Source organism: Mesorhizobium sp. LEGMi-168a, from assembly GCF_058312955.1.
Genome location: NZ_JBZEGV010000157.1, coordinates 1 through 1,024, shown reverse-complemented (window position 1 = coordinate 1,024; position 1,024 = coordinate 1). Strand labels below are relative to the sequence as shown.

Annotated in this window: 1 protein-coding gene; it reads right to left on the bottom strand. The window is 62.7% G+C overall.

The genetic code is table 11. The features are described 5' to 3' along the window. Window positions 1-63 precede the first annotated feature (63 nt). Window positions 64-1,024 (bottom strand): DUF1254 domain-containing protein (locus tag AC4FWB_RS34605; protein WP_491030702.1); only part of this gene is annotated, 961 nt, incomplete at its 5' end.

Genomic DNA, 1,024 nt, shown 5'->3' with positions numbered 1-1,024 from the left:
CCTGATCCTGGTTTTCCTCCTTGGTGACCGCGCTCGCGGTCTCTGCTGTCTGCGACCAACCGTTCAGTTCAGCTTCTCCACTGCCGGCGGCGTCCAGGTGCCGTCCAAAGCCTCGCGCCGCGGCGAATAGAGCCGCATCGCGAGGTTGAACTCGCCCGTCGGAGCCGGCAGCCAATTCGCTTCCTTGTCGGCACCGGGCGACGCGTTCTGGATGTAGATGTCGAGCGAGCCATCGGCGTTGAACGTGAGCTTGTCCCGGTCGCCGAGCGCAAAACGATTGATCGCATTCGGCGCCTGGAAGCCATCCTTGTCGTAAAGCGTGACCGACCAGAACGCGTTGGCGGGCGGGAGCTTGCCCTTGTCGAAGTGCAACACGTAGCGGTTGGCGCCGCTGTAAGGTTTGCCGTCGCCGTCCACGAACGAGGCCGGATAGACGGCGTCTTCGGGCAAGTTGACGCCGAGCCCGATGAGCGTGCCCATCCCGCGCAGCTTGTAGGCAGTCCCATAGGTGCCGACGGTGCTGGTTTGATAAAACCAGCCGTTGACATGAAGGCCGATGCCGGCGCCGCTCTTGCCGGATTGCTCCAGATCGGCGAGCGCATCCTTGGCGGCGACGTTGATCGTCTTGACGAGCACCGGATCGAGCTTCGAGGCATCGAACGGCTTGCCCGCTTCGAGGCCGATCTGCCGCATGCGGAACAGGATCGGATAGTCGTTGGGATGTGGCGGATATTTCGCCATCAGTTCGGCGAGCCGGCCGAGCACGGCGACACCATCCATTTTATTCACCTGAACGACGGGTGACGTTTTGTTGTCGATGGCCGAGTCGGTCGGCGAGTTCGCCGGCGGTGCGTAGTTCTTGCCCCATTGGCTGAGCGGCGTCAGCTTGTAGCCGTCCTGAACCTTGTGCACGTTCTCGTAGTCGGTCGGACCGTTCGTCTGCGTGCGGCCGAGAATCCAGATGGTCGGCGTCGGTGCGGCGATTTTGGTCATGCCTTCGGGCAGCGCCTCGCTCCAAACAGGA